The organism is Pseudomonas sp. XWY-1, assembly GCF_002953115.1.
GTDB classification, from domain to species: domain Bacteria; phylum Pseudomonadota; class Gammaproteobacteria; order Pseudomonadales; family Pseudomonadaceae; genus Aquipseudomonas; species Aquipseudomonas alloputida.
Map to the genome: position 1 here is coordinate 2,541,348 of NZ_CP026332.1, position 23,635 is coordinate 2,564,982.

Here is a 23,635-nt window from a genome sequence, read left to right on the forward strand (position 1 = left end):
TCCTCCAGTAAATCAGTACGCTAAAGATGTACAAGGTGAGCTTGGTAGCGAAACTTCCGATAGAGGTGTAGGAATTGTATGGAGAGGCCGGGATGGGCGTTCGGCAACGGTGAGGCAACTGGCCATAACCGCGGCTATTGGCATTTTTTGTCCACAAAAATCGTCCGGCAATGGAACAATTTCACCTGCCCCCATAGGCACCCGGCTGCCTTCATGCTTAACTCAGTGTCCTTTTCAAACCCCGCATAAGGATTTCGTCATGGCTCAAGTGACTCTCAAAGGCAACCCGGTCCAGGTCAACGGCAACCTGCCACAGGCCGGCGCCCAGGCTCCGGCTTTCTCCCTGGTAGGTGAAGGCCTGGCTGAAAAGTCGCTGAAAGACTACGCCGGCAAGCGCAAGGTGCTGAATATCTTCCCAAGCGTCGATACCCCGACCTGCGCCACCTCGGTGCGCAAGTTCAACGCCCAGGCCAACGACGTCGCCAACACCGTGGTGCTGTGCATCTCGGCTGACCTGCCGTTCGCCCAGGCACGCTTCTGCGGCACTGAAGGGCTGGACAACGTGAAGAACCTGTCGACCCTGCGTGGCCGCGAGTTCCTCGAAAACTACGGCGTAGCCATCGCCGACGGCCCGCTGGCCGGCCTGGCCGCCCGCGCCGTGGTGGTGCTGGACGAGAACGACAAGGTGCTGCACAGCGAACTGGTTGGCGAAATTGCTGACGAGCCGAACTACGACGCGGCGCTGGCTGTACTGAAGTAAGGATTGCGTGGGGCAGGGCGGGCGTCTGTAGCCTGTGATGGCCTCTTCGCGGGTAAACCCGCTCCTACAACGTGCGGCACAGTTTTCAAAGGCTGTGACATCCCCGTAGGAGCGGGTTCACCCGCGAAAGGGCCAGACCAGGCAACCGAACCTTCAGGCCCGCCACCGCTCCAAGCAACACCCTGTAACGGCCCGGAACACGTTCCGGGCCGTTTTCATTTAAAATTCCGCCTCTTGGCAACGTCAGGCAAAGGTAAACCTCTGGTAAAGGCCCTTTGCTAAAACGATGGCAGTGCTTATCGTTCATCCTCCTCAAGTCGTCATTCCGAACAAGGTTCGTTCAACCCATGCAAGCGTCCAATTCCCGTTCCCTTCGTCGCTGGCTCGTCGGCCTGCTGATCCTGCTGCTGGTGGCTGCACTGGCCTGGTGGCTGTGGCCCGCAACGACGCCTGCGCATAAAGAAGCCGGTGGCGTGCGCGGTGGCAAGGGCATGGGCATGATCGGCGGCCGCCCAGGTTTTGGCGGCTCCAGCGACCCGGTACCCGTACGCGTCGTGCCGGTGCGGACAGGCGACTTCCCCCTCTACTACAAAGCCTTGGGCACGGTTACCGCGACCAACACGGTCAATGTGCGCAGCCGCGTGGCTGGCGAACTGGTGAAAATCCACTTCAAGGAAGGCCAGCGCGTCAAGGCTGGCGACCTGCTGGCCGAAATCGACCCGCGCCCTTATCGCATCGCCCTGCAGCAGGCCGAAGGCACCTTGGCGCAGAACCAGGCGCAGTTGAAGAATGCTCAGGTCGACCTGGCCCGCTATAAAGGCCTGTACGCCGAAGACAGCATCGCCAAGCAAACCCTGGACACCGCCGAAGCCCAGGTTGCGCAGTTCCAGGGGCTGGTCAAGACCAATCAGGCACAGGTCAACGACGCCCGCCTGAACCTCGATTTCACCCAGATCCGTGCGCCCATCAGTGGCCGTGTGGGCCTGCGCCAGCTCGATCTGGGCAACCTGGTGGCCGCCAACGACACCACCGCGCTGGTGGTGATCACCCAGACCGAGCCGATCAACGTCGCCTTCACCCTGCCGGAAACCGAACTGAGCACGGTGCTGGAGCGCTACCGCAGTGGCGCCAGCCTGCCGGTCGAGGCCTGGGACCGCGGTGACAGCAAGCTGCAGTCCACCGGTGTGCTGGGCAGCATCGACAACCAGATCGACACCACCACTGGCACACTCAAGTTCAAAGGCCGTTTCGAGAACAAGGACCTGGCCCTGTTCCCCAACCAGTTCGTCAACGTGCGCTTGCTGGCCGACACCCTCAAGCAGGTGGTCATGGCCCCGGCCGCGGCCATCCAGTTTGGCAACGATGGCACCTTCGCCTATGTGGTCAATGAGCAGAGCACCGTCAATGTCCGCAAGCTGAAGGTGGGTGCCAGCGATGGCGAGAACAGCGTCATTCTCGACGGCTTGAAGGCCGGCGACCGTCTGGTGCTGGAAGGCACCGACCGCCTGCGCGAAGGCACCAAGGTGGAAGTGGTCGAAGACAGCTCGCAAGTGCCGACTAGCCCGGGCCAGCACCTGCAAGGGCAGGAAGCCAAGGGCGCGGCGCAAACAGGTGAAGCACAACCCGGCAACGCAGCAGGCAAGGCGGGCGCATGAACCTGTCGCGCCTGTTCATCCTGCGCCCGGTCGCCACCACGCTGAGCATGCTGGCCATCGTGCTGGCCGGGCTGATCGCCTACAAGTTGCTGCCGGTTTCCGCCTTGCCGCAGGTGGACTACCCGACCATTCGTGTCATGACCCTCTACCCCGGCGCCAGCCCGCAGGTGATGACCAGCGCCGTCACCGCGCCGCTGGAACGCCAGTTCGGCCAGATGCCGGGCCTGGAACAGATGGCCTCGACCAGTTCTGGCGGCGCGTCGGTGCTGACCCTGCGTTTCAACCTCGACATGAACATGGACGTTGCCGAGCAACAGGTGCAGGCCGCGATCAACGCCGCTAGCAACCTGCTGCCCAGTGACCTGCCGGCACCGCCGGTGTACAACAAGGTCAACCCGGCCGATACCCCGGTGCTGACCCTGGCCATCTCCAGCAAGACCATGCCGCTGCCCAAGCTCAACGACCTGGTCGATACCCGCGTGGCGCAAAAGCTTGCGCAAATCAGCGGCGTGGGCATGGTCAGCATTGCCGGTGGCCAGCGCCAGGCGGTACGCATCAAGGTCAACGTCGACGCCCTGGCGGCCAATGGCTTGAATCTGGATGACGTGCGCACGCTGATCGGTGCCTCCAACGTCAACCAGCCCAAAGGCAACTTCGACGGCCCGACCCGGGTGTCGATGCTCGATGCCAACGACCAGCTGCGCTCTCCCGAGGAATACGCCAACCTGATCCTGGCCTACAACAACGGTGCGCCGCTGCGCCTGAAAGATGTGGCCGAAATCGTCGACAGCGCCGAGAACGAGCGGCTGGCCGCCTGGGCGAACCAGAACCACGCAGTGCTGCTGAACATCCAGCGTCAGCCGGGCGCCAACGTGATCGAAGTGGTCGACCGCATCAAGGGCCTGCTGCCGTCGATCACCGACAACCTGCCGGCGGGCCTCGATGTATCGGTGCTGACCGACCGCACCCAGACCATCCGCGCCGCGGTCAAGGACGTGCAGCACGAACTGCTGATCGCCATCGTTCTGGTGGTGATGGTCACCTTCGTTTTCTTGCGCCGTTTCAGCGCCACCCTCATTCCGTCGATTGCCGTGCCACTGTCGCTGATCGGGACGTTCGGGGTCATGTACCTGGCCGGGTTCTCGGTCAACAACCTGACACTCATGGCCCTGACCATCGCCACCGGCTTTGTGGTCGATGATGCCATCGTCATGCTGGAGAACATCTCCCGGCATATCGAAGAGGGCGAGACGCCCATGCAGGCGGCACTCAAGGGCGCCCGACAGATTGGCTTCACCCTGATTTCGCTGACCTTCTCGCTGATTGCGGTCCTGATCCCGTTGCTGTTCATGGCGGACGTGGTCGGTCGCCTGTTCCGCGAGTTCGCCATCACGCTGGCAGTGGCCATTCTGATTTCCCTGGTGGTGTCCCTGACCTTGACGCCGATGATGTGCGCGCGTCTGCTCAAACGCGAGCCCAAGGAAGAAGAACAAGGCCGCTTCTACCGCGCCAGTGGCGCCTGGATCGACTGGCTGATCCAGCACTACGGCAGTGCCCTGCAGTGGGTGCTCAAGCATCAGCCGCTGACCTTGCTGGTGGCGGTGGCCAGCCTGGTGCTCACGGTGTTCCTGTACATGGTCGTGCCCAAGGGCTTCTTCCCGGTGCAGGACACCGGGGTGATCCAGGGTATTTCCGAAGCGCCGCAGTCCACCTCGTTCGCCGCCATGAGCGAACGTCAGCAGGCCCTGAGCAAGGTCATCCTGCAAGACCCGGCCGTGCAGAGCCTGTCGTCCTACATTGGCGTAGACGGCGACAACGCCACGCTCAACAGTGGTCGCCTGCTGATCAACCTCAAGCCCCACGGCGAGCGCGATGTCAGCGCCAGCGAAGTGATCAGCCGCCTGCAGCCGCAGGTCGACCGGCTGGTGGGCATCCGCCTGTTCATGCAGCCGGTGCAAGACCTCAGCATCGAGGACCGGGTCAGCCGCACCCAGTACCAGTTCAGCCTGTCGTCGCCGGACGCCGACCTGCTGGCGCAGTGGAGCGGCAAGCTGGTGCAGGCGCTGCAGCATCGCCCGGAACTGGCCGATGTGGCCAGCGACCTGCAGGACAAGGGCTTGCAGGTGTACCTGGTAATCGACCGTGACATGGCCAGCCGCCTGGGGATCAGCGTCTCGCAGATCACCAATGCCCTGTACGACGCCTTCGGCCAGCGGCAGATCTCGACCATCTACACCCAGGCCAGCCAGTACCGCGTGGTGTTGCAGTCCAGGGACGCCGCCACGATCGGCCCGCAGGCGCTGGAGTCGATCCACGTCAAGGCCACCGATGGCGGCCAGGTGCGCCTTTCGGCGCTGGCGCGGATCGAGCAGCGTCAAGCGCAGCTGGCTATTTCCCACATTGGCCAGTTCCCGGCGGTGACCTTGTCGTTCAACCTGGCCCACGGCGCATCGCTGGGCGAAGCCGTGCAGGTGATCGAGCAGGTGCAGAAGGACATCGGCATGCCGCTGGGCGTGCAAACCCGCTTCCAGGGTGCGGCGGAGGCCTTCCAGGCGTCGCTGTCGAGTACCTTGCTGCTGATTCTGGCGGCGGTGGTGACCATGTACATCGTGCTGGGGGTGCTGTACGAAAGCTACATCCACCCGATCACCATCCTCTCGACCCTGCCGTCGGCGGCGGTCGGTGCCTTGCTGGCCTTGCTCATCAGCGGTAACGACCTGGGCATGATCGCCATCATCGGCATCATCCTGCTGATCGGTATCGTCAAGAAGAACGCGATCATGATGATCGACTTCGCCCTGGAGGCCGAGCGCAATCAGGGCATGAGCCCGCGCGATGCCATCTACCAGGCGGCGCTGCTGCGCTTCCGGCCGATCCTGATGACCACCCTGGCCGCGCTGTTTGGTGCGGTGCCGCTGATGCTTGCCACCGGTTCGGGCGCCGAGCTGCGCCAGCCACTGGGCCTGGTGATGGTCGGCGGGTTGCTGGTCAGCCAGGTGCTGACGCTGTTCACCACTCCGGTCATCTACCTGTACTTCGATCGCCTGGCCCGCCGCCTGCGCCCGGCCACTGACGTGAAGCAGGCCCAGGCATGAACCTGTCCGGGCCTTTCATTCGTCGCCCGGTGGCGACCATGCTGTTGAGCCTGGCGATCATGCTGCTGGGCGGGGTCAGCTTTGGCTTGCTGCCGGTGGCACCTCTGCCGCAAATGGACTTCCCGGTGATCGTGGTGTCGGCGAACCTGTCCGGTGCCAGCCCCGAGGTCATGGCGTCCACCGTGGCCACACCGCTGGAGCGCAAGCTGGGCAGCATCGCCGGCGTCACCACGCTCACCAGCAGCTCCAACCAGGGTTCGACACGGGTAGTCATCGGCTTCGAGTTGGGCCGTGACATCGATGGCGCAGCCCGTGAGGTGCAAGCGGCGATCAACGCTACCCGCAACCTGCTGCCCAGTGGCATGCGCAGCATGCCCACCTACAAGAAGATCAACCCGTCGCAGGCGCCGATCATGGTGCTGTCGCTGACTTCGGATGTGTTGCAGAAAGGCCAGCTGTATGACCTGGCCGACACCATCCTTTCACAGAGCCTGGCTCAGGTGTCGGGGGTAGGGGAGGTGCAGATCGGTGGCAGTTCGCTGCCGGCCGTGCGTATTGCCGTCGAGCCGCAATTGCTCAACCAGTACAACCTGTCGCTGGACGAAGTGCGCACCGCAGTATCCAACGCCAACCAGCGCCGGCCCATGGGCTTTGTCGAAGACGCCGAGCGCAACTGGCAGGTGCGGGCCAACGACCAGCTGGAAAGCGCCAAGGATTACGAGCCGGTGGTGATCCGCCAACAGAACGGCACCATTCTGCGCCTGTCTGACGTGGCGACCGTCACCGACGGCGTTGAAAACCGTTACAACAGCGGCTTCTTCAACGACCAGGCAGCGGTGCTGCTGGTGGTCAACCGCCAGACCGGCGCCAACATCATCGAAACGGTCGACCAGATCAAGGCGCAGCTTCCGGCACTGCAGTCGTTGCTGCCAGCCAGCGTGCAACTGAACGTGGCCATGGACCGCTCGCCCGTGATCAAGGCCACCCTCAAAGAGGCCGAGCACACCCTGCTGATCGCCGTGGTGCTGGTGATCCTGGTGGTCTACCTGTTCCTCGGCAGCCTGCGCGCCTCGCTGATCCCCAGCCTGGCGGTGCCGGTATCGCTGGTGGGTACGTTCGCAGTCATGTACGTGTGCGGTTTCTCGCTCAACAACCTGTCGCTGATGGCGCTGATCCTTGCCACCGGGCTGGTGGTGGACGATGCCATCGTGGTGCTGGAAAACATCTCCAGGCACATCGAGAACGGCCAGCCGCCGATGAAGGCGGCCTACCTGGGCGCCAAGGAAGTGGGCTTCACCTTGCTGTCGATGAACGTGTCGCTGGTGGCGGTGTTCGTCTCCATCCTGTTCATGGGCGGCATCGTGCGCAACCTGTTCCAGGAGTTTTCCATCACCCTGGCGGCGGCGATCATCGTCTCGCTGGTGGTGTCGCTCACCCTTACACCGATGCTCTGCGCCCGCTGGCTCAAGCCGCAACAGGCCGAGCAGACACGCCTGCAGCGCTGGAGCGACACGCTGCATCAGCGCATGGTTGCTGCCTATGACCACAGCCTGGGCTGGGCCCTGCGCCACAAGCGGCTGACCCTGCTCAGCCTGCTGGCCACCATCGGCATCAACATCGCCCTGTACGTGGTGGTGCCCAAGACGCTGATGCCCCAGCAGGATACCGGCCAGTTGATGGGCTTCATCCGGGGTGACGACGGCCTGTCGTTCACGGTGATGCAGCCGAAAATGGAAATCTACCGCCGCGCCTTGCTGGCCGACCCGGCAGTACAGAGCGTCGCCGGTTTCATCGGTGGCAACAGCGGTACCAACAACGCCTTTGTGCTGGTGCGCCTGAAACCGATCAGCGAGCGCAAGATCGACGCGCAGAAGGTGATCGAGCGCCTGCGCAAGGAACTGCCCAAAGTGCCCGGCGGGCGCCTGTTCCTGATGGCTGACCAGGACCTGCAACTGGGGGGCGGTGGGCGTGACCAGACCTCTTCTCAGTACCTGTATACCCTGCAAAGCGGCGACCTGGCGGCGTTGCGCGAATGGTTCCCCAAGGTGGTCGCGGCGCTGCGTGCACTGCCTGAGCTGACCGCCATCGACGCCCGCGATGGTGCCGGTACCCAACAGGTGACGCTGGTGGTCGACCGTGATCAGGCCAAGCGCCTGGGCATCGACATGGACATGGTCACCGCAGTACTGAACAACGCCTACAGCCAGCGGCAGATCTCCACCATCTACGACAGCCTCAACCAGTACCAGGTGGTGCTGGAGATCAACCCGAAATACGCCTGGGACCCGAGCACGCTGGAGCAAGTGCAGGTGATCACCGCCGACGGCGCCCGGGTGCCACTGTCGACCATCGCCCACTACGAGAACAGCCTGGCCAACGACCGGGTCAGCCACGAAGGGCAGTTCGCTTCGGAAGACATCGCCTTCGACGTCGCCGAGGGCTACAGCCCCGACCAGGCCATGGCGGCACTGGAGCGCGCGGTGGCCAAACTGGGCCTGCCCGAGGAGGTGATTGCCAAGCTCGGCGGCACTGCCGATGCCTTTGCCCAGACCCAGCAGGGCCAGCCCTTCATGATTCTTGGCGCACTGCTGCTGGTGTACCTGGTGCTGGGCATTCTGTATGAAAGCTACATACACCCGCTGACCATTCTCTCGACACTGCCTTCGGCGGGCGTCGGTGCCTTGCTGGCGCTGTACGTCACCGGTGGCGAGTTCAGCCTGATCTCGTTGCTGGGGCTGTTCCTGTTGATCGGGGTGGTGAAAAAGAATGCCATCCTGATGATCGACCTGGCCTTGCAGCTGGAGCGCCATCAGGGCTTTTCGCCGGAAGAGTCGATCCGCCGAGCCTGCCTGCTGCGCCTGCGGCCGATCCTGATGACCACCCTGGCGGCGATCCTTGGCGCATTGCCGTTGCTGCTGAGCCAGGCTGAAGGCGCAGAAATGCGTCAGCCGCTGGGCCTGACCATCATCGGTGGCCTGGTGTTCAGCCAGATCCTCACCCTTTATACGACGCCGGTGGTTTACCTGTACCTGGACCGCCTGCGCCACCGTTTCAACCGTTGGCGCGGCGTGCGTACCGACGCCGCTCTGGAAACCCCGCTATGACTTTTGCCCAGACCCCACTTCACCGTGCCCTGCAGGCACTGACCCGTGGCCGTGGCTCGCGCCTGCTTGGTGCCGGGTTGTGCGTGGCCTTGCTCAGTGCCTGTACCCTGAGCCCGGACTACCACCGCCCCGAGCTGAACAGCACGGCGGCGCAGTTCAAGCACGCCGAAGGCTGGACCCAGGCCTCGCCGTCCGACGCCATCGCCCGTGGCGCCTGGTGGGAAATCTACGGCGATGCCGGGCTCAATGCGCTGGTCGAAGAGCTTAACCGCAGCAACCAGACCGTGGCGCAATCAGAAGCCCAGTATCGCCAGGCCCAGGCGCTGGTGCGCAGCAGCCGTGCGGCGCTGTTCCCCAGCCTGGACTTGAGCGCCAGCAAGAACCGTTCGGCGCAGGGCACCGGCAGCTCCAGTTCCAGCTTGTCCAATAACAGCAGCGGCATTCGCAACACCTACAACGCGCAGTTGGGCGTGAGCTGGGAGATCGACCTGTGGGGCAAGCTGCGCGAAACCCTGAATGCCAACGAGGCCAGTGCCGAAGCCAGTTTCGCTGACCTTGCGTCGATCCGCTTGAGCCAACAGTCGGAGCTGGTGCAGAACTACCTGCAATTGCGGGTGATCGATGAGCAGAAGCGTTTGCTGGAAGCCACCGTGGCGGCTTATGAGCGCTCGCTGCGAATGAACGAAAACCAGTACCGCGCCGGGGTCGCCGGCCCGGATGCCGTGGCCCAGGCCCGTACGCAGCTCAAAAGCACCCAGGCTGACCTGATTGATCTGATCTGGCAGCGTGCGCAGTTCGAAAACGCCATCGCCGTGCTGCTGGGCAAGGCTCCGGCCGACTTCGCCCTGGCCGACAGCAAGGCGATTCCCGCGTTGCCGCAAATACCGGTTTCGCTGCCTTCGCAGCTGCTGGAGCGGCGCCCGGACATCGCTGCAGCCGAACGCAACGTGATGGCGGCCAACGCCAACATCGGGGTGTCGCGGGCAGCCTACTTCCCGGACCTCAGCCTGAGCATGAGTGGCGGTTATTCCAGCAGCAGCTTCAGCAACTGGATCGAGCTGCCCAACCGCTACTGGTCGGTGGGCCCGCAGCTGGCGCTGACCCTGTTCGACGCCGGCAAACGCAGCGCCGAGGTCGACCGCACGGTGGCCGTGTATGACCAGACGGTGGCGCAGTACCGCCAGACCGTGCTGGACGGCTTCAGGGAAGTGGAAAACCTGCTGGTTCAGCTGAAGGTGTATGGCGATGAAGCCGTGGTGCGCCAAGAGGCGCTTGATGCCGCCCGTGAGTCGTTGCGCCTGACCGAGAACCAGTACCGTGCCGGTCTGATCGGCTATCTGGATGTGGTCAACGTGCAAACCACGGCGCTGAGCAACGAGCGCAGCGTGCTGAACCTGCTGCAAGGGCGCCTGGTGGCCAGTGTGCAACTGGTGGCTGCGTTGGGCGGCGGCTGGGATGCAGAGCAGGCGTTTGCCGAGCAGAATTGACCACGCGCAAGGGCGGGGCGCTGGGGTTATTGGATCCATTCCCATTCGCAAAAACCCCGTGCGTTTCGCTTAAGCTTGAGTACAATCGTCAGCTTTTGCCGGGCCCCCTTTCCCGGCGCTGGAACTCTCAATGCTGACCGGTAGCTACTCCTCTTCGCTGGTGTTGATTTCGCTGTGCGTGGCGATCCTGGCATCCTATACCGCCCTTGACCTGACCGGCCGCATCGCCACGGCCAAGGGCCGCGCTGCCTGCCTGTGGATGGGCGGTGGTGCGTTGGCCATGGGCATCGGCGTGTGGTCGATGCACTTCATTGGCATGCTTGCCTTCAGCTTGCCCATCGACTTGGGGTACGACCTGGCCCTGACCGCGTTCTCGCTGCTGATCGCTGTGCTGTCCTCGGGCTTTGCCTTGTGGCTGGTCAGCCAGCCGAGCCTGCCAGCGCTGCAGTTGGGGTTCGGCGCGCTGATCATGGGCGCCGGTATCGCTTGCATGCACTACACCGGCATGGCCGCGCTGCGCATGCTGCCTGGCATCGATTACGACCCGACGTTGTTCGGCGCTTCGCTGCTGATTGCCGTAGGCGCCTCGGCGGCGGCATTGTGGATTGCCTTCCGCCTGCGCAAACACACCCCCTATGTACGGCAGATCCGCGGCCTGGCGGCGGTGGTCATGGGCGTTGCCATCGTTGGCATGCATTACACCGGCATGGCCGCGGCGAACTTCCCCGAGGGCAGCTTTTGCGGCGCGCTGGGGGGCGGATTGCAGGGTGACAGCCTGGTTTACCTGGTGCTGATCACCACGCTGGCAGTACTGGCAGTGGCTTTGCTGACTTCGGTGCTGGACGCGCGTCTCGAGGCACGTACTGCCGAGTTGGCCCGTTCGCTGACCTTGGCCAACCAGGAACTGACCCAACTGGCCCTGCACGACACCCTCACCGATCTGCCCAACCGTACCCTGCTGGCCGATCGCATCGAACAGGCCATCGCCAAAGTGGCGGAGCAGGGCGGCTGTTTTGCCCTGATGTTCATTGATCTGGACGGCTTCAAACCCGTCAACGATGCCTTTGGCCATCATATCGGTGACCTTCTGCTCAAAGCGGTAGCGGCCCGCCTGCGCGGCCACCTGCACAGCCAGGACACGCTGGCACGGATTGGCGGCGACGAATTCGTGCTGCTGGTGGAACTGCAGGAGCCGAACGATGCCATGGACGTGGCGGTCAAGCAGGTCAACCTGGTTTCCCGGCCTTTCCGCGTCGCCGAGCACGACCTGCAACTGTCGGCGAGCCTGGGCATCGTTCTGTATCCGGGCAACGGCCAGGACCAGCATGAGCTGCTGCGTAACGCCGACGCTGCCATGTACCATGCCAAGAGCGCCGGCAAGAACGGTTACAGCTTCTTCGATGTGTCGATGAACAGCAATGCGCGCCAGCAGTTGCAGCTGTTGCAGGACTTGCGCCTGGCGCTGGAGCAGCGCCAGTTCCGCTTGCATTACCAGCCCAAGTTCGACGCCCAGGCCTGCCAACCGATCGGTGCCGAAGCGTTGCTGCGCTGGGAGCACCCGCAGCAGGGCCTGCTGCTGCCTGACCGCTTCATCGGCCTGGCGGAAAAGACCGGGCTGATCATCCCCATCGGTGAGTGGGTACTCACTGAGGCCTGCCGTCAGATGCGTCAGTGGCTGGACCAGGGGCACCATGGCTGGCGCATGGCGGTGAACCTGTCGGCCATCCAGTTCTGCCATGCCGGTCTGGTCGACAGCGTGGCCCGCGCCCTGCAGCAGAACGGCTTGCCAGCCAACTGCCTGACACTGGAAATTACCGAAACCACCGCCATGCACGATGCCGACGCCAGCCTGACCGTGCTGCAGCGCCTGTCCGACATGGGCGTGGACTTGTCCATTGATGACTTTGGTACGGGCTATTCCAGCCTGATGTACCTCAAGCGCCTGCCAGCCAACGAGCTGAAAATCGACCGCGGTTTCGTACGTGATCTGGAGCAGGACAGTGACGATGCAGCGATTGTTTCGGCAATTGTCGCACTGGGCCAGGCGTTGGGCCTGCGTATCGTTGCCGAGGGGGTTGAAACCGACAAGCAGCAGGACTTCCTGACCCGTCTGGGATGTGATTCGTTGCAGGGCTACCTGCTGGGCCAGCCCGTGCCGGCCGAGCAGTTCATGAGCAAGTTGCAGGCCATGGGCCCGGAACTCACTGCTGCGGGCTAGACTGCATCGCGCAAGGTAAAGGCGGGTATGAACGCATCCATTTCCGCCTCGACGGCCTCGATGATGCGCTCTACATCGGCGGCGGCCATGATCGCTGCACAGGGGATACCCGCAATCGCCAGCAGGGTTTCACCGCTGGCGCGGTCGAACAGCCGCGCGACCATGCTGCGTGGCGCATCCATGCTGGCCTCGAAACCTAACGGATGGAAATGCCAGCGCATCACCTGGCAGGCGTTGGGGAACGTCATCTTGTTCATGCCAGCCTCCTTGTCCGTACCTGGACGTGATGAGCGGGTGGCCACATCGATGCGGCCGCCGGGAAACTAAAGATAGCACCTGCTAGGCGCAATTTTCGGTTGCAAGTACGACAAATGTGCGAATGCTTGACACTGGTCACACCCTTGTCATGGGCGCAGTGTGACGGCTGGCGGCATGGCAAACGTTTTCCCGGCCGCAAGGTGCGAGGTAACCATCGGGTTTCGTGACTTTCGCGGACGTTCGACGCGCAGGTTTTTCAGACGAGCGGCCGGGTTAACCCAGCAACCCGGCGGCGATGTTGATAGTGAACCCCAGAATCGCCGTATTGAACACGAAGCCCACCAGCGAATGCGCCAGCACCACCCGCCGCAACCCACGCCCTGCGACGCCCACGTCTGAGGTTTGCACCGCCACGCTGATGGTGAACGAGAAGTAGTGGAAGTCCCAGTAATCCGGGTTGCGCTCGCCATCAGCGAAGCGCAGTGGGGGTTCGTGGTTTTGCCCGGTATAGAACAGGCGGGCGTAATGCAGGGTGAATATGCAGCCGATCAGCAGCCAGGAACCGGCGACGGTCAGGCCGGTGTAAAGATAGTGCACGGCCAGGGCCGTGCCTTGCAGGCCGCGGCTGGAGACCAGTTGCAGGGTGACCGCGGCAAGGCTGGCGATGGCGGCGATGCACACGGTCAGCAGGACCAGGCCTGCGTTCTCGTCTTCGACGCCGGCGACCTTGCGGACCTTTTCCGGGCTGGCTGTCCAGCTCAGGTAGAGCACCAGCAGCAGGTACAGCCACACCCCCAGGTTCCAGCCAGCGAGGATGTGCTGCACGGTATCACCGGCGGGGATCAGCCAGGCGCCAGCGAGGCCGACTGCAGCGGCGATGCTCAGGCGAGGGTGGGTGCGGGTCAGGCGATGGAAAGCCATGGAGCCTCGTTCACAAGGGGTATGGTTTGTACTCTAGACCGTCATAGGGTTGGGCGGGATGCGCAATACCCTGCAGGGCCTGGGGTTTCTTTGATGCCCCCATCGCACGGCATTGCAACTCTCAGTACACTGCACGTTCCAACACCAACATCCGTTGAACTCGAGGTTTTTGCATGACGCTCAGTCCTTTGGCAGGCAAGCCGGCTCCGGCCAGCGTGCTGGTCGATATTCCCCGGCTGCTTACCGCTTATTACACGGGCCGCCCAGACGCTGCCGTGGCGGCCCAGCGCGTGGCCTTCGGCACCTCGGGGCACCGGGGCAGTTCGCTTGAATTGAGTTTCAACGAGTATCACGTCCTGGCCATTAGCCAGGCGATCTGCCTGTACCGCCAGGAAAAAGGCATCGATGGCCCGCTGTTCATCGGCGCCGATACCCACGCCCTGTCAGCGCCGGCGACCGCCAGCGCACTGGAAGTGCTGGCCGCCAACGGCGTGCAGGTGATGCTGTCCAAGGATGACGAATACACGCCTACGCCGGCGGTTTCCCACGCCATCCTCTGTCACAACCGCGGCCGCACGCAGGGCCTGGCTGACGGTATTGTCATCACCCCGTCGCACAACCCGCCGCAAAGCGGTGGCTTCAAGTACAACCCGCCCAACGGCGGCCCGGCCGACAGCGACGTGACCAAGTGGATCGAGGGCAAGGCCAACGAGCTGCTGGCGGCTAACCTGGCGGGCGTCAAGCGCATGGACCATGCCCAGGCGCTGCAGGCGCCGACCACCCACCGCCACGATTACGTCAGCAACTATGTGGCCGACCTGGAAAACGTCATCGATTTCGATGTCATCCGTGGCGCCGGGTTGCGCCTGGGCGTCGACCCGCTGGGCGGGGCAGGGGTACGCTACTGGTCGGCAATTGCCAAGCACTACCAGCTGGACCTGGAAGTGGTGAACACCGAGGTCGACCCGACCTTCCGCTTCATGACCGTCGACTGGGACGGCCAGATCCGCATGGACCCTTCCTCGCCGTATGCCATGCAAGGCCTGATAGGCCTGCGCGAGCGCTTTGACGTGGCCTTCGCCTGCGACCCGGACCACGACCGCCACGGCATCGTCACCCCTGACGGCCTGCTGCAACCCAACAACTACCTCGCCGTGGCCATCGACTACCTGTTCCGCCACCGCCCGCAGTGGCGCAGTGACGCCGCCGTGGGCAAGACCGTGGTCTCCAGCGGCCTGATCGACCGCGTTACCCAACGGCTGGGCCGCGATCTGTATGAGGTGCCGGTGGGCTTCAAGTTCTTCGCCCAGGGCCTGTTCGACGGTTCGCTCGGCTTTGGTGGCGAAGAAAGTGCAGGGGCTTCGTTCCTGCGCCGCGATGGCTCGGTGTGGGCCACCGACAAGGACGGCTTGATCCCGGCCTTGCTGGCCGCCGAAATGACCGCCCGTACCGGGCGTAACCCGAGCCAGGCTTATGCCGACCTGACCGAGGCGCTGGGCAAGCCGTTCGCCACCCGTGTCGAGGCCAAGGCCGATGCGCGGCAGAAGGCGTTGCTGAGCAAGCTGGCGCCGGAGCAGGTGAAGTCGACAGAGCTGGCCGGTGAGCCGATCGTGCAGATCCTCAGCCACGCCCCAGGCAATGGCCAGGCGATTGGCGGGCTTAAGGTGATGACTGCCAATGGCTGGTTCGCCGCGCGCCCGTCGGGTACTGAAGACATCTACAAGATCTACGCCGAAAGCTTCATCGACGAGGCGCATTTGCAGCGTCTGGTGCAGGAAGCACAAGTGCTGGTCGATGAAGCCATTGCCTGACCGGTAACAAACCGCTTGGTTCTGTGGTGTGATGTAAATTAGAATTAATCTTATTTGCTCCGCCGCAGGACCCTCCTCATGATCGACGCCGCGCCGCCACCGGAGCCTGGCCTGCCTGCCCTGTACCGGGAGCATCGCGGCTGGCTTGAAGCCTGGCTGCGCCGGCGTATGGGCAATGCCTGGGATGCCGCCGACCTCAGTCAGGATACTTTTCTGCGCATTCTGGCCAGCGCCCAGCCGCTGGCAGACATACGCGAACCGCGTGCCTACCTGCTGACCGTGGGCAAGCGTTTGCTCAGCAACTTCCACCAGCGACGTAGCCTGGAGCAGGCCTACCTTGATGCCTTGGCGCAGTTGCCCGAGCAACACGTGCCGTCGCCAGAACAGCGCTGGGTACTGCTCGAAACCCTGCAAGCGCTGGATGAATTGCTCGACGGCCTCAAGCCGGCGATACGCAAGGCCTTTCTCTGGAGCCAGCTGGAAGGCTTGGGCTACGCCGAGATTGGCCAGCGCCTGGGCGTTTGCCAGCGCTCGGTGAAACGCTACATGGCGCAGGCTTACGAACATTGCCTGTTGGCCGAGTTGCAATGAGCCCCCACACCCCAGAAACCCGCGAGGCGCTGCGTGCTGCAGCCCGTTGGCTGGCATTGCTGGATTCTGGCGACGCAAGCGAATCTGACCTGCTGCGTCTGGCGCAATGGCGCGCCAGCAGTCACCTGCACGAAGACGCCTGGCAAAAGGCATCGCTGCTGCGAGCGCGGTTTGCCGGGTTGCCCGGCGCATTGGCGATGGCCGCCCTGGATCGTCCGGATGCCGGTCGTCGGGCACTGCTCAAACAAGCCCTGGGTGTGTCGGCGTTGTTGCCGGTGGCCTGGCTGGTGAGCCGTGAGCTGCCGCTGGATGCCTGGACCGCCGACATGCGCACCGCAGTCGGGGAGCGCAGGCAGGCACTGCTGAGCGACGGCACCTTGTTGCAGTTGAACACCGACAGTGCGGTCGATATCCAGCTGGGTGCAGGCCGCGTGGCACTGCTGCGCGGTGAAGTGGCCGTCAGCGTGCCCGCTAACCTGAGCCTTACCTTGCAGGTGCCTTACGGTCGGGTGGTGCTCAGTGAGGGCGAGGCGTGCCTGCGCCTGCTTGATGAGGCCTGCCGGGTGTCGGCGATCAAGGGGGCGGTCAGCCTGCAGCCGTTGCGTGGTCCAGCCGTGATGCTACAGGCCGGCCAACAGGCCAGTTTGCAGGCGGCTGGCGTTGGCCCTGTCAAAGCCCTCGACGCATGGCAACTGGGCTGGCGCGAAGGTGCGCTACGGCTGGACGACCGCCCACTGGGCGAGTTGCTGCACGAACTGCGCAGGTATCGCCCCGGCGTACTGCGCTGGGCACCAGAACTGGAGCGCTTGCGTGTTACCGGCACGTTCCGCCTTGACGACACCGACCGGGTGTTGGCCCTGCTCGCCGCCAGCCTGCCGTTGCAAGTGCAGACCCGCACGCGTTATTGGGTGAGCCTGACCGCACGAGAAAATCGAGCATGAGGCTGTCCCCTTTTTTTCACTCGCCGGTCATTACCGGTAGGAGAAAATAAAAGGGGAGCCTTGTTCAATGCCTGCAGTAAAATCCTGCCGCCTGCGCCCACTGGCGCGCGCAGCACATCCATTGTTCGCGATGAGCCTGCTGTTGTGTGCACCCGCATGGGCCGATGAGCCGGCCCGGCGTACGTTCCAGGTGGCGCCAGCCAGCCTGGGTGCCGCCTTGACCCATTTCGCCGACCAGGCCGGTGTCAGCCTTTCACTGGACCCGGCATTGGTAGAGGGCCGGCAAAGTAACGGCTTGTCCGGTCGTTACAGTGTCGATGAAGGCTTCAACCAGTTGCTGCGCAGTAGCGGCCTGCAGGCGCTACCGGTGGGTGAGGGGGCCTTCACCCTGATGCCGGCCCCCCAGGCCAGTGGCGCGCTGGAAATCGCCCCCACTCGCATCGTCGGCGGCCTGGCCGCAGGCAACGAAGCGCAGCCGTATGCCGGTGGCCAAGTGGCACGCCAGGGCGCGCAAGGTTTGCTCGGTTCGCGCGACTTCATGGAAACCCCGTTCAGCATCACCAGCTACACCAGCGAACTGGTCAAGAACCAGCAGGCGCGCACCTTGGGCGAGCTGATTGCCAGTGACCCTTCGGTGCGTGCTACCAACCCGGCGGGCGGGCGTTTCGAGCAGTTCACCATTCGCGGCTTCAGCCTGTTCAACAGTGATGTGGCCTACAACGGTCTCTATGGCATCTTGCCGACCTATTCGATCGACATGGAAATGGCCGACCGGGTCGACATCATCAAAGGCCCCAGCCAGTTGATCAACGGCATTTCGCCGCGTGGCAGCGTGGGCGGCGGTATCAACGTGCAGCCCAAGCGAGCCGCTGACAAGCCGATCACCGAATTCACCGGCAGCTACGCCTCGGCCGGCCAGGCTGGCGGTGCAGTGGACATCGGCCGTCGCTTTGGTGAAGGCCAGCAGTTCGGCGTGCGCTTCAATGGCGTGAAGCAGGCCGGTGATACTGAATGGGACCACCAGCGCGTCGACCGCGAAATGGCGGTGCTGGGCCTGGATTTTCGAGGCGAGCGCCTGCGTCTCTCGGCAGACCTGGGCCACACCGAACGCGACACCGATGCCCCGCAGGAGCGTGTGCTGGTCGGTGCCAATGCCAAGGTGCCCAATGCCAATGACGTACGCCACAACTACGCCCAGGCCTGGAGCAAGGCGCGTACCAACGACACATTCGGTGCGCTGAACGCCGAGTACGATATCAGCGAATCGCTGCTGGCCTATGGTGCGGTCGGTGCGCGCAAGAGCAACCATGACTTCCTGCGCCATAACGTGTCGATCACCAACGATGCCGGCGACTTCACCGTGCAGCCGCGTGACTTTACCCGGGACGAGTCGGTGCGCACCGCCATGGCCGGTTTACGTCACTGGTTCCATACCGGGCCGGTGAGCCACGAGCTGAACCTGGCCGCCAGCTATTACTACATGGACTTCACCAACGGCGGGGCGCGCTATGCCTCGGCGCCGAGCAACCTCTACAACCCGGTGGCCGCACCGACACCCGGTACGCCAACTCGCCTCGACCCCGAGGTCTACACGGAAAACCGCTTCTCCGGCGTGGCCCTGGCCGACACCCTTGGCTTTTTTGACGACCGCCTGCTGTTGACCCTGGGTGCGCGCTGGCAACGGGTGCAGGTGGATGACTGGAGCGACGGCGTCAAAGGCGAAACGGGCTATGACGAAGAAAAGGTCTCGCCCTCTGGGGGCGTATTGCTCAAGGTCACCGACCAGCTCTCGTTGTACGCCAACTACATGGAGGGCCTGAGCCAAGGCAAGATCGCCCCATCGACGTCGATCAACGAAGACCAGATCTTCCCGCCGTTCACCAGCCGCCAGGTCGAGGTGGGGGCCAAGTACGACCTCGGCCAGGTGGCCTTTACTGCCAGCGCCTTCCGCATTCGCCAGCCGGCCTACGAGACCAACCCCACCTCGCGGGTGTTCGGCCCCAATGGCAAGCGTGACAACCGCGGCATCGAGCTGAGTGTGTTCGGTGAACCGGTGCAGGGCGTGCGGGTGTTGGGTGGGGTGATGTATATCGACAGCGAGCTGACCGACACCGTCGGCGGTGCCTACGATGGCAACCGCGCGCCGGCCACGCCCGAATACAACGTCAATCTGGGGGCTGAATGGGACGTGCCAGGGGTGAACGGCCTGACCTTCACAGCGCGCGGCATTCACTCAAGTTCCCAGTACCTGGACCAGAACAACAGCAAGCGCATCGATGGCTGGGAGCGTTATGACCTGGGTGCACGTTATGCCTTCAAGGTGGACGCCACCGAGGTTACCTTGCGGGCCAGTGTCGAGAATGTGCTCGATGATCGCTACTGGAGCTCGGCGGGGGCGTCGGATGACAGTGAGCCGGGGTTGACCCTGTCTACGCCGCGGACCTATCTGCTCTCGGCCACGGTCGGCTTTTAAACCGAACCCTTGTATACCTACCCAGCGGGAGCGGGTGCGATCGGGAATCAGGCGACTCGGTGGGGCGGTTGCGTAGATGATCAGCCCGGCGCAAGCGCCCGCCCCAGCTTCTGCGCCTGCCCCTGCAACACCCGCATCAACTGCAGCGCCGCATGCGAGGGCGGCTCGAAGCGCGAATAGACGAAGCTGATATCGAAGTGAATGTCATCGGCCAACGGCACCACCGCCAGCCCGCTGTCCTGTGCAACGAACTCGTCGATCACGCTGATGCCCATGCCTTGCTTGACCAACGCCACAGCCTCGTTGGCATTGGTGAACGACAACAGTGATTTCAGCTGTAGCCCGCGGCGCCCGATGTGTTCGGCCAACAGCTTGCCAAACGGCATGTCGGGCCGGAACAGCAGCAACGCATGGCCCTCCAGCTGCTGCAAGGTCAGCGCGGGCTGACCGGCCAAAGGGTGACCCGGCGGCATCACCACCACCATGCGTCCACGCATGAACGCTTGCGAATGCAGGTGGTCGTGCACCACCGGCAGGGCGGCGATCGACAGGTCGACCTTCTTCGACAGGATCTGATTGGGCATTTCGCCCATCAACGAGGTTTGCCACTCGATATTCAGTGACGGTGATTCACGCTTGAGCTGGGCCAGGGCCATCGGGATCACCACCGTGGACAACGATGCACTGCACGAGATACGCAGCTTGCGCTGGCCGCCAGCGCCCAGCGCGAGGGCGCATTCGTTGACCTGCAACGCTGCCTGGTACACCCGCTCAACCTCGCGAAACAGCACCTGCGCTTCGGCCGTCGTCACCAGGCGGTTGTTGACGCGCTCGAACAGCGGGTAGGCCAGGCGCGCTTCGATGTACTGGATCAGCTTGCTCACCGCCGGCTGCGACACATACAGCAATTTGGCCGCCGCGCTGATCGAGCCCGTCAGCATCACCGCCCTGAACACTTCCATGTGCCGAAGTTTGAACACCATGGGGCTTGCGTCCGCGCCTTCGTTGCCAAGCAGCATGTGTATTACCTTCGGTTATGGTTTTCGCCATCTGGGTATGAGCGTCAAAGCCGGCCACACAGTATCGTGAACCCCAGCCTAATCGCCCTTGCGGCGCACAATAACAAGATCTGCAGACAAGCGCAGTGGCGCTTGACGGGAGTGCTGCGTGAACATATTTGACGAAGCGAAGATCGATTGCCATAACCATTTGTTTGACCCTGCCCGTTTCCCCTATCACCCCGACGCACCCTATGCGCCCTCCGGTCAGGAGGTCGCCACCCAGGCGCAGTTCACCCGGGTGATGGACGCTTACGGCGTGCAACATGCCTTGCTGGTGGGCCCCAACAGCGGCTACCACACCGACAACCGCTACCTGCTGCATGCCTTGGCCAGCGGGCAGGGGCGGTTCAAGGGGGTGGCGGTGGTCAAGGCGGACATCAACCTCGATGCGCTGGCGGCCTTGCAGGCGCAAGGCGTGGTGGGTATTGCCTTCAACCCCGCGCTGTACGGGGTAGCCAGCCTCAAGGGCGTTGACGGGCTGCTCGGCAAGCTCGCCGAGCTTGGCCTGTTCGCCCAGCTGCAGGTGTGTGGCGACCAGCTGCTGGACCTGCAAGGCGTGCTGCAAGGCTCGCAGGCTCGTCTGTTGATTGACCATTGCGGCCGCCCGGATGTCGCTGCCGGCGTGCAGCAGGCCGGCTTCCAGGCGTTGCTGCGGCTGGCCGACAGTGGCCGCGCCTGCGTGAAGCTGTCAGGTATGCAGAAGTTTGCCGCAGCGGATGCCTTGTTCGAACAAAGCAGTGCATACGTGCAGGCCCTGCTCGAAGCCTTTGGCGCCCAAGCCTGTGTGTGGGGTTCGGACTGGCCGTTCATTCGCCAGCCCGCGCGGGTGGACTACGGCCCGCTGCTGAAGTTGGCCGAGCGCCTGATGCCGGATGCCCGGCTGCGCCGCACAGTGATGTGGGACACCCCTCGGCGATTGTTCGGGTTTGCCTAGCCGGTGGCCTGCGTGGCATCGGCCTGGCGACAGCCTTTACCACGGGTTTTGTGTTCGGCCTCGGCGGAGGGAGGGCGGCCTATTGAATGGACAGGACTTGGCACACCTGACGGCGTTGGAGCTGGCGGCGGGTAGCCAGCCGCGCGCGAAATGCGGGCGACGTGTCAGCGTGGAAGTTTCGTCCGTTGGCGTGCCCGCACCTCAACGCTTGCAAGCTGCGGCACGGGCAACCCAGGCGTGGCTGGACGGCAGGTGGCAGTCACCACCCGCCATTCAGGCCTGCGATCATTGCTGATCGGGAACCACGGCGATCACGTCGATCTCCATCAGCCACTCGGCCTGGGCCAACCCGGCCACCACCAACCCGGTGGAAATCGGGAACACGCCCTTGAGCCACTTGCCCACCTCCTTGTACACCGGCTCGCGGAAGCGCGGGTCGGTGATGTAGGTGGTGGTCTTGACGATGTGCGACAGGTCCGAGCCGGCTTCTTCAAGCAGTTGCTTGACGTTCTTCATCGCCTGTTCGGTTTGTGCGCGCGGGTCACCCAGGCCCACCAGCTTGCCTTCGAAGTCGGTACCGACCTGGCCGCGCACGTAGATGGTATTGCCCGCCCGCACGGCCTGGCACAAGTCGTTGTCCAGGGTCTGGTTGGGGTAGGTTTCCTTGGTGTTGAACATGCGGATGCGAGTATGGGTAGGCATCAGTGGGCTCCGAGGGTGCTGACATTGCTGATCTTGGCGGTTTGCTGCTCATCCGCTGCGCGTTGCTCGCGGTCGCGGTAGGCGGTGTAGGTACGTTGCGTGGCGATGTGGCCGGCGACGTGCTTGGCGTCGTGCCACACCCCCCAGATGAACGATGAACCACGGCGCGACAACCACGGCAGGCCGAGGAAGTACACGCCCGGTTCACGGGCCACACCACGCTGGTGCTGGGGCTTGCCGTTGGCATCGAAGGTGTCTACCTGCAGCCAGCTGAAATCCACGCCGTAACCGGTGGCCCAGATGATGCTGCTGACGCCGGCCTTGGCCAGGTCCAGCTGCTGCAGCGGGTTGCGCATGCACTCCGGGTCGGCCAGGCGCTGGCGGGCTTCGGGCTCTTCCGGCAGGTCCAGGCCGTTGCGTTCGATGTAGGCATCGGCCGCATCCAGCAGGGCCAGGTAGTTTTCGTCGCCGCGGTTGATGTTCTCGACCAGGTTGTCCTGGAAGCGCGCGACGCCATTTTCGAACGACTGGGTCAGGCCGACCAGGGTCATGCCCTGGTGGGCGAGGGCACGGAAGTCCACGGTGTGGCCACCACGGGCGCCGCTGACCGCGATGGTCACATGCTCGCGACCGGGCTTGGCAATTTCCGCGTCCCACTCGCCCAGCACGCCCAGCCACCAGCAGAAGTCGCGGTTGCGGTAGGCACGCGGCGGGCGGTCGTGGGCGCCGACCGACAGGTACACCTGGCGTCCGGCGCGCATCAGCTCTTCGGCAATCTGCACGCCGGAAGAGCCGGCACCGACCACCAGTACCGCGCCTTCAGGCAACTGCTCTGGGTTGAAGTAAGCGGCGGAATGAATCTGGTGCAGGTTGCTGTCTTTCGGCGCGATGGCCGGGATCACCGGTTTCTGGAACGGGCCGGTGGCAGCGACTACGTGATTGGCGCGAATCACGCCTTCACTGGTGTCGATGGTGAAGCCAGGGCGGTCGCTGTTACGCACCACGCGCTTCACTTCAATGCCGGTGCGCACGGGCAGGTTGTACTTGCGTACGTACTGCTCGAAGTAGTCGGCCACCTGGTCCTTGCCGGCGAATGCATCGGCGTCGAGGTTGAATTCCAGCCCCGGGAAGCGGTCGTGCCAGGCTGGGCCGTTGGCGACCAGCGAGTCCCAGCGGCCGGTACGCCAGGCCTGTGCGATGCGGTTGCGCTCCAGTACCAGGTGCGGCACACCAAGCTTGCTCAGGTGTTCGCTCATGGCCACGCCGGCCTGGCCGGCGCCGACGACGAGGGTGTCGATTTCGAGGTTGTTCAGTGTCATGTCCGAGCCCTTGTTCAGGCGGTTATTGTCAGGTCGGTTTGGAGGACCGCCGTTGCCTGGAGCCAGACTAGGGATGCCGTGGAAATGGCGAAAATAGTATTTAGCTGGTGCTTGCCGATAAAACGGCGAAGGCCTTGATTTCTCTGGCCTGTGGGGCAGGTTGGCCGGGTGGGTGACGTGGTTTTTCGAGCGGGTGCGAAGGGCGGGCCCCTGAGCATAGTTTTTTCCTGCCTACCCCCTCGGAAAAAGGTCGTTTCGCCCGCCCGAAGGTTCCACTCAGAATGCCGTGTATCGCACAGCACAAC

The 23,635-nt window shown here is 63.7% G+C and carries 16 protein-coding genes; 11 read left to right on the plus strand and 5 right to left on the minus strand.

The window, feature by feature from the left end; translation table 11 throughout:
- Positions 1 to 259: 259 nt before the first annotated feature.
- From tpx to PRJ_RS11925, 6 genes are all read left to right on the plus strand, one after another.
- On the plus strand, positions 260 to 760 hold the full coding sequence (gene tpx, locus PRJ_RS11895) for a thiol peroxidase (RefSeq protein ID WP_104961478.1): 501 nt from the start codon (positions 260 to 262) through the stop codon (positions 758 to 760).
- Positions 761 to 1,107: 347 nt separating this feature from the next.
- Complete coding sequence (locus PRJ_RS11905) at positions 1,108 to 2,415, plus strand: MdtA/MuxA family multidrug efflux RND transporter periplasmic adaptor subunit (protein WP_104961479.1); 1,308 nt, start codon at positions 1,108 to 1,110, stop codon at positions 2,413 to 2,415.
- On the plus strand, positions 2,412 to 5,510 hold the full coding sequence (locus PRJ_RS11910) for an MdtB/MuxB family multidrug efflux RND transporter permease subunit (protein ID WP_104961480.1): 3,099 nt from the start codon (positions 2,412 to 2,414) through the stop codon (positions 5,508 to 5,510). Before PRJ_RS11905 ends, PRJ_RS11910 begins: the two co-directional genes overlap by 4 nt.
- Entirely contained in the window at positions 5,507 to 8,614 is a 3,108-nt protein-coding gene (locus PRJ_RS11915) for an efflux RND transporter permease subunit (RefSeq protein ID WP_104961481.1), read from the plus strand. Before PRJ_RS11910 ends, PRJ_RS11915 begins: the two co-directional genes overlap by 4 nt.
- Positions 8,611 to 10,101, plus strand: a complete 1,491-nt coding sequence (locus PRJ_RS11920; protein WP_104961482.1) for an efflux transporter outer membrane subunit — start codon at positions 8,611 to 8,613, stop codon at positions 10,099 to 10,101. Before PRJ_RS11915 ends, PRJ_RS11920 begins: the two co-directional genes overlap by 4 nt.
- A gap of 130 nt (positions 10,102 to 10,231) precedes the next feature.
- The gene (locus PRJ_RS11925; RefSeq protein WP_104961483.1) at positions 10,232 to 12,319 is read left to right on the plus strand and encodes a bifunctional diguanylate cyclase/phosphodiesterase; all 2,088 of its coding nucleotides are present in this window, start codon (positions 10,232 to 10,234) and stop codon (positions 12,317 to 12,319) included.
- Here the strand turns inward: PRJ_RS11925 and PRJ_RS11930 are convergent.
- Both PRJ_RS11930 and PRJ_RS11935 read right to left on the minus strand, forming a co-directional pair.
- Positions 12,316 to 12,576 carry a DUF1652 domain-containing protein gene (locus tag PRJ_RS11930; RefSeq protein WP_003247746.1) on the minus strand — a complete coding sequence of 87 codons (261 nt, stop codon included), beginning with the start codon at positions 12,574 to 12,576 and terminating at the stop codon, positions 12,316 to 12,318. The genes PRJ_RS11925 and PRJ_RS11930 overlap by 4 nt on opposite strands.
- A 274-nt stretch (positions 12,577 to 12,850) precedes the next feature.
- Positions 12,851 to 13,498 carry a DUF1345 domain-containing protein gene (locus PRJ_RS11935; protein WP_020191439.1) on the minus strand — a complete coding sequence of 216 codons (648 nt, stop codon included), beginning with the start codon at positions 13,496 to 13,498 and terminating at the stop codon, positions 12,851 to 12,853.
- Between the two features lie 173 nt (positions 13,499 to 13,671).
- Between PRJ_RS11935 and pgm the strand changes: the two genes are divergently transcribed.
- The 4 genes from pgm (at position 13,672) to PRJ_RS11955 (ending at position 19,314) form a co-directional block, all read left to right on the plus strand.
- Entirely contained in the window at positions 13,672 to 15,309 is a 1,638-nt protein-coding gene (gene pgm, locus PRJ_RS11940; RefSeq protein ID WP_064492658.1) for a phosphoglucomutase (alpha-D-glucose-1,6-bisphosphate-dependent), read from the plus strand.
- A gap of 78 nt (positions 15,310 to 15,387) precedes the next feature.
- On the plus strand, positions 15,388 to 15,900 hold the full coding sequence (locus PRJ_RS11945; protein ID WP_010954430.1) for a sigma-70 family RNA polymerase sigma factor: 513 nt from the start codon (positions 15,388 to 15,390) through the stop codon (positions 15,898 to 15,900).
- Positions 15,897 to 16,841 (plus strand): FecR domain-containing protein, encoded by a 945-nt coding sequence (locus tag PRJ_RS11950; RefSeq protein WP_104961484.1) that lies wholly within the window; start codon positions 15,897 to 15,899, stop codon positions 16,839 to 16,841. Before PRJ_RS11945 ends, PRJ_RS11950 begins: the two co-directional genes overlap by 4 nt.
- A gap of 67 nt (positions 16,842 to 16,908) precedes the next feature.
- Positions 16,909 to 19,314, plus strand: a complete 2,406-nt coding sequence (locus tag PRJ_RS11955) for a TonB-dependent receptor (protein WP_104961485.1) — start codon at positions 16,909 to 16,911, stop codon at positions 19,312 to 19,314.
- Between the two features lie 80 nt (positions 19,315 to 19,394).
- On the opposite strand, the gene PRJ_RS11960 is transcribed toward PRJ_RS11955, so the two are convergent.
- Entirely contained in the window at positions 19,395 to 20,333 is a 939-nt protein-coding gene (locus PRJ_RS11960) for a LysR family transcriptional regulator (RefSeq protein WP_104961486.1), read from the minus strand.
- A gap of 148 nt (positions 20,334 to 20,481) precedes the next feature.
- On the opposite strand from PRJ_RS11960, the gene PRJ_RS11965 reads away from it, so the two are divergent.
- The gene (locus PRJ_RS11965; protein ID WP_104961487.1) at positions 20,482 to 21,309 is read left to right on the plus strand and encodes an amidohydrolase; all 828 of its coding nucleotides are present in this window, start codon (positions 20,482 to 20,484) and stop codon (positions 21,307 to 21,309) included.
- A gap of 285 nt (positions 21,310 to 21,594) precedes the next feature.
- On the opposite strand, the gene PRJ_RS11975 is transcribed toward PRJ_RS11965, so the two are convergent.
- Complete coding sequence (locus PRJ_RS11975; protein ID WP_014590706.1) at positions 21,595 to 22,011, minus strand: RidA family protein; 417 nt, start codon at positions 22,009 to 22,011, stop codon at positions 21,595 to 21,597.
- Entirely contained in the window at positions 22,011 to 23,330 is a 1,320-nt protein-coding gene (locus tag PRJ_RS11980) for an NAD(P)/FAD-dependent oxidoreductase (protein WP_104961488.1), read from the minus strand. Before PRJ_RS11980 ends, PRJ_RS11975 begins: the two co-directional genes overlap by 1 nt.
- Positions 23,331 to 23,635: the final 305 nt, after the last annotated feature.

Coding starts and splice junctions, on each gene's coding strand:
- PRJ_RS11945 (WP_010954430.1), top strand. CDS start 15,388: ATGATCGACGCCGCGCCGCCACCGGAGCCTGGCCTGCCTGCCCTGTAC.
- PRJ_RS11975 (WP_014590706.1), bottom strand. CDS start 22,011: ATGCCTACCCATACTCGCATCCGCATGTTCAACACCAAGGAAACCTAC.
- pgm (WP_064492658.1), top strand. CDS start 13,672: ATGACGCTCAGTCCTTTGGCAGGCAAGCCGGCTCCGGCCAGCGTGCTG.
- PRJ_RS11955 (WP_104961485.1), top strand. CDS start 16,909: ATGCCTGCAGTAAAATCCTGCCGCCTGCGCCCACTGGCGCGCGCAGCA.
- PRJ_RS11930 (WP_003247746.1), bottom strand. CDS start 12,576: ATGAACAAGATGACGTTCCCCAACGCCTGCCAGGTGATGCGCTGGCAT.
- PRJ_RS11910 (WP_104961480.1), top strand. CDS start 2,412: ATGAACCTGTCGCGCCTGTTCATCCTGCGCCCGGTCGCCACCACGCTG.
- tpx (WP_104961478.1), top strand. CDS start 260: ATGGCTCAAGTGACTCTCAAAGGCAACCCGGTCCAGGTCAACGGCAAC.
- PRJ_RS11960 (WP_104961486.1), bottom strand. CDS start 20,333: ATGCTGCTTGGCAACGAAGGCGCGGACGCAAGCCCCATGGTGTTCAAA.
- PRJ_RS11920 (WP_104961482.1), top strand. CDS start 8,611: ATGACTTTTGCCCAGACCCCACTTCACCGTGCCCTGCAGGCACTGACC.
- PRJ_RS11950 (WP_104961484.1), top strand. CDS start 15,897: ATGAGCCCCCACACCCCAGAAACCCGCGAGGCGCTGCGTGCTGCAGCC.
- PRJ_RS11915 (WP_104961481.1), top strand. CDS start 5,507: ATGAACCTGTCCGGGCCTTTCATTCGTCGCCCGGTGGCGACCATGCTG.
- PRJ_RS11905 (WP_104961479.1), top strand. CDS start 1,108: ATGCAAGCGTCCAATTCCCGTTCCCTTCGTCGCTGGCTCGTCGGCCTG.
- PRJ_RS11925 (WP_104961483.1), top strand. CDS start 10,232: ATGCTGACCGGTAGCTACTCCTCTTCGCTGGTGTTGATTTCGCTGTGC.
- PRJ_RS11935 (WP_020191439.1), bottom strand. CDS start 13,498: ATGGCTTTCCATCGCCTGACCCGCACCCACCCTCGCCTGAGCATCGCC.
- PRJ_RS11980 (WP_104961488.1), bottom strand. CDS start 23,330: ATGACACTGAACAACCTCGAAATCGACACCCTCGTCGTCGGCGCCGGC.